General features: G+C 46.4%; 9 protein-coding genes. All 9 read right to left on the bottom strand.

All coding sequences use genetic code 11. From position 1 onward, the window contains the following. Window positions 1–68: 68 nt before the first annotated feature. The gene (gene rpsH / locus BHE89_RS11920; protein ID WP_004246950.1) at window positions 69–461 is read right to left on the bottom strand and encodes a 30S ribosomal protein S8; all 393 of its coding nucleotides are present in this window, start codon (window positions 459–461) and stop codon (window positions 69–71) included. A gap of 32 nt (window positions 462–493) precedes the next feature. Next, window positions 494–799: a 30S ribosomal protein S14 gene (gene rpsN, locus BHE89_RS11915; RefSeq protein WP_006535503.1), complete on the bottom strand. Its 306-nt coding sequence runs from the start codon at window positions 797–799 to the stop codon at window positions 494–496. Between the two features lie 12 nt (window positions 800–811). Beyond that, a complete protein-coding gene (gene rplE / locus BHE89_RS11910) occupies window positions 812–1,351 on the bottom strand; it encodes a 50S ribosomal protein L5 (protein ID WP_036933223.1) in 540 nt (179 codons plus the stop codon). Between the two features lie 13 nt (window positions 1,352–1,364). Next, on the bottom strand, window positions 1,365–1,679 hold the full coding sequence (rplX, locus tag BHE89_RS11905; RefSeq protein ID WP_006535502.1) for a 50S ribosomal protein L24: 315 nt from the start codon (window positions 1,677–1,679) through the stop codon (window positions 1,365–1,367). Between the two features lie 10 nt (window positions 1,680–1,689). Then, window positions 1,690–2,061, bottom strand: coding sequence for a 50S ribosomal protein L14 (gene rplN, locus BHE89_RS11900; protein ID WP_004246955.1), 372 nt, complete (start codon window positions 2,059–2,061; stop codon window positions 1,690–1,692). A 176-nt stretch (window positions 2,062–2,237) separates the two neighbouring features. After that, the gene (gene rpsQ / locus BHE89_RS11895) at window positions 2,238–2,492 is read right to left on the bottom strand and encodes a 30S ribosomal protein S17 (protein WP_023583468.1); all 255 of its coding nucleotides are present in this window, start codon (window positions 2,490–2,492) and stop codon (window positions 2,238–2,240) included. Beyond that, window positions 2,492–2,683, bottom strand: a complete 192-nt coding sequence (gene rpmC / locus BHE89_RS11890) for a 50S ribosomal protein L29 (RefSeq protein WP_004238624.1) — start codon at window positions 2,681–2,683, stop codon at window positions 2,492–2,494. Before rpmC ends, rpsQ begins: the two co-directional genes overlap by 1 nt. Continuing rightward, the gene (gene rplP / locus BHE89_RS11885) at window positions 2,683–3,093 is read right to left on the bottom strand and encodes a 50S ribosomal protein L16 (protein ID WP_006535500.1); all 411 of its coding nucleotides are present in this window, start codon (window positions 3,091–3,093) and stop codon (window positions 2,683–2,685) included. Before rplP ends, rpmC begins: the two co-directional genes overlap by 1 nt. 12 nt (window positions 3,094–3,105) lie before the next feature. Then, a partial coding sequence (gene rpsC / locus BHE89_RS11880; protein ID WP_128860503.1) for a 30S ribosomal protein S3 occupies window positions 3,106–3,800 on the bottom strand: 695 nt, incomplete at its 5' end.

Genomic DNA, 3,800 nt, shown 5'->3' with positions numbered 1-3,800 from the left:
TTTAACCTCTACGCCGGCAGGAATGACGACGGGTGCTTTTGCCACACGAGACATTCTTTCCTCCCGAATTAAGCTACGTAGCAGATAATCTCGCCACCAAGACCTGCTTGGCGAGCTGCACGATCAGTCATAACACCTTTTGAGGTAGAAACAACAGCGATGCCCAGTCCTGCCATAACTTGTGGCAGCTCATCTTTTCTTTTATAGATGCGCAGACTTGGACGGCTTACGCGCTGAATGCTTTCTACTACAGCCTTACCTTGGAAATATTTTAAAGTGATTTCCAATTCCGGCTTAGTGTCGCCTTCAATTTTAAAATCTTCAATATAACCTTCTTCCTTAAGCACGTTGGCAATCGCCACTTTCAGCTTGGAGGAAGGCATTGTGACCGCAACTTTATTCGCGGCCTGACCGTTACGGATACGGGTCAGCATATCCGCGATGGGATCTTGCATGCTCATCTGTCTTTACTCCCGTGATTCAATTATGGTAATTACCAGCTAGCCTTTCTAAGGCCCGGGATTTCACCGCGCATAGCGGCTTCACGGACTTTAATACGGCTGAGGCCAAATTTCCGCAGGAAACCGTGCGGACGTCCAGTTTGACGGCAGCGGTTACGCTGACGTGAAGGACTTGAATCACGTGGCATAGTTTGCAGTTTCAGAACAGCATTCCAACGATCTTCGTCAGATACGTTCACATCTGAAACGATAGCTTTCAGTTCTGCGCGTTTTGCGAAGAATTTCTCAGCTAAATTCGCACGTTTTACATCACGTGCTTTCATAGATTTCTTAGCCATGAATGCCCTGCCTTACTTGCGGAACGGGAAGTTAAACGCTGCTAACAGTGCGCGACCTTCATCATCTGATTTCGCAGTCGTAGTAATGGTAATATCCAAACCACGAACACGATCCACTTTATCGTAATCGATTTCAGGGAAGATGATTTGCTCACGTACGCCCATGCTGTAGTTACCACGTCCATCAAATGATTTAGCGGACAAACCACGGAAGTCACGGATACGTGGTACAGCAATAGAGATCAGGCGTTCAAAGAACTCCCACATGCGTTCGCCACGCAGGGTCACTTTACAGCCGATCGGATAGCCCTGGCGGATTTTGAAGCCTGCAACAGATTTGCGTGCTTTGGTGATCAAAGGTTTTTGACCTGAGATTGCTGCTAAATCAGCTGCTGCATTGTCCAGCAGTTTTTTATCAACAATCGCTTCACCAACACCCATATTCAGGGTGATCTTCTCGACCCGAGGGACTTGCATGACAGAATGGTAACCAAACTGAGACATCAGTTTTTGGACTACCTCGTCTTTGTAGTAATCATGCAGTTTCGCCATCGTATACTCCAAATTACTTGATAGTTTCTTTATTAGACTTGAAGAAACGGACTTTTTTGCCGTCTTCGAATCTAAAACCTACACGGTCAGCCTTGCCGGTTGCCGCATTGAAGATTGCAACGTTAGAAACTTGGATAGAAGCTTCTTTTTCAACGATGCCACCTGGTTGGTTCAGAGCCGGAACTGGCTTCTGATGTTTTTTAACCAGATTGATACCTTCAACGATAACTTTACCAGAAGAAAGAACCTGTTTTACTTTACCGCGCTTACCTTTATCTTTACCAGTTAGCACGATAACTTCGTCTTCACGACGGATTTTCGCTGCCATTGCCTGCTCCTTAGAGTACTTCAGGTGCCAGAGAGATTATTTTCATAAACTTCTCGTTACGAAGTTCACGAGTAACCGGCCCAAAAATACGCGTACCAATAACTTGCTCGCTGTTGTTGTTTAACAATACACAAGCGTTGCTATCGAAGCGAATGACAGAACCGTCAGGGCGACGAACACCCTTCTTGGTGCGCACCACTACCGCTTTCAGTACATCACCTTTCTTAACTTTACCACGTGGAATTGCTTCCTTGATGGTAATTTTGATGATGTCACCTACATCTGCGTAGCGACGGTGCGAGCCACCTAGAACCTTGATACACATTACGCGACGTGCACCGGAGTTGTCGGCCACGTTCAGCATAGTCTGTTCTTGGATCATTTTAGTGCTCCGCTAAATGTCAACTACTACTGAGCCACTTCCACATTAGAAGAGGCCGTTCAATATCCCATAATACGAGGGAGCGGCATTATAACACCACATTCTCGATATGGACAGAAAAAATAAACGGCTCGTTCAGTTTTGAGCCGTTTATTTCGTACGAAAAGGCTATTTTATTACAGAACAGCTTTTTCTACAACGCGAACTAACGCCCAAGACTTAGTCTTAGACAGTGGACGTGTTTGACGAATTTCTACTACGTCACCAATTCCACATTCGTTGTTCTCGTCATGTACATGCAGTTTGGTCGTACGACGGATAAACTTACCATATAATGGGTGTTTAACCATACGATCGATAGCAACGACAATAGATTTCTCCATTTTGTCACTAACTACACGACCTTGCAGAGTACGGATTTTATCGGTCATTACGCACCCGCCTTCTCAGTCAGTAAAGTCTTAACGCGTGCGATATTACGACGCACTTGTTTCAACAGATGAGACTGTTGTAACTGACCACTTGCTGCCTGCATGCGCAGGTTAAACTGCTCACGCAGTAAGTTCAGCAGTTCTGTGTTCAGCTCTTCAACGCTCTTTTCGCGCAGCTCTTTTGCTTTCATTACATCACCGTCTTAGTTACAAAGGTGGTTTTGATAGGCAGTTTTGCTGCCGCCAGCTTGAATGCTTCACGGGCCAGTTCTTCAGGCACACCATCCATTTCATACAGGACTTTACCTGGCTGGATTAAGGCAACCCAATACTCAACGTTACCTTTACCTTTACCCATACGGACTTCGAGCGGCTTTTCAGTGATTGGTTTGTCTGGGAACACACGGATCCAGATTTTACCCTGACGCTTAACTGCACGGGTCATTGCACGACGTGCCGCTTCGATCTGACGTGCAGTCAGACGACCACGGCCCACAGCTTTAAGACCGTAAGTCCCGAAGCTTACATCCGCACCGGCAGCTAAGCCACGGTTGCGGCCTTTGTGCACTTTACGGAATTTTGTACGCTTTGGTTGTAACATCAGCGACTCTCCTTACTTGCGGCCTTTACGCTGCTGCTTTTTAGGTTGAGCAGCCGGTTTTTCCGCCTGTTCAACTGCAGCCATACCACCCAGGATCTCACCTTTGAAGATCCATACCTTAACGCCGAGCACACCATAAGTGGTATGTGCTTCTGAGGTATTGTAGTCGATATCTGCACGCAGAGTGTGCAGAGGTACACGACCTTCACGATACCATTCAGTACGAGCGATTTCAGCGCCGCCTAAACGACCACTTACTTCCACTTTAATACCTTTAGCGCCTAAACGCATAGCGTTCTGTACCGCACGCTTCATAGCACGACGGAACATAACACGACGTTCCAGCTGTGAAGTGATGCTGTCAGCAACTAATTTTGCGTCCAGTTCAGGTTTACGTACTTCGGCGATATTAATTTGCGCAGGAACGCCAGCGATATCCGCTACGTTTTTGCGCAGTTTTTCAACATCTTCACCTTTTTTACCGATAACGATACCTGGGCGAGCAGTGTGAATAGTCACACGGATGCTTTTCGCAGGACGTTCGATAACGATACGAGATACAGATGCTTTAGCCAGTTCTTTAGTTAAGTACTGACGTACTTTAAAATCGCTGTCTAGGTTGTCAGCGAATTCATTGGTACCCGCATACCATGTGGAATTCCAAGGCTTGACAATGCCAAGGCGGATACCATTAGGATGTACTTTTT

The sequence above is a fragment of the Shigella sp. FC1967 genome, assembly GCF_001743005.1.
Lineage (GTDB): Bacteria > Pseudomonadota > Gammaproteobacteria > Enterobacterales > Enterobacteriaceae > Proteus.
This window is presented reverse-complemented; position numbering and strand designations above follow the sequence as displayed.

Coding starts and splice junctions, on each gene's coding strand:
- rplN (WP_004246955.1), bottom strand. CDS start 2,061: ATGATCCAAGAACAGACTATGCTGAACGTGGCCGACAACTCCGGTGCA.
- rplX (WP_006535502.1), bottom strand. CDS start 1,679: ATGGCAGCGAAAATCCGTCGTGAAGACGAAGTTATCGTGCTAACTGGT.
- rpmC (WP_004238624.1), bottom strand. CDS start 2,683: ATGAAAGCAAAAGAGCTGCGCGAAAAGAGCGTTGAAGAGCTGAACACA.
- rpsN (WP_006535503.1), bottom strand. CDS start 799: ATGGCTAAGAAATCTATGAAAGCACGTGATGTAAAACGTGCGAATTTA.
- rpsQ (WP_023583468.1), bottom strand. CDS start 2,492: ATGACCGATAAAATCCGTACTCTGCAAGGTCGTGTAGTTAGTGACAAA.
- rplE (WP_036933223.1), bottom strand. CDS start 1,351: ATGGCGAAACTGCATGATTACTACAAAGACGAGGTAGTCCAAAAACTG.
- rplP (WP_006535500.1), bottom strand. CDS start 3,093: ATGTTACAACCAAAGCGTACAAAATTCCGTAAAGTGCACAAAGGCCGC.
- rpsH (WP_004246950.1), bottom strand. CDS start 461: ATGAGCATGCAAGATCCCATCGCGGATATGCTGACCCGTATCCGTAAC.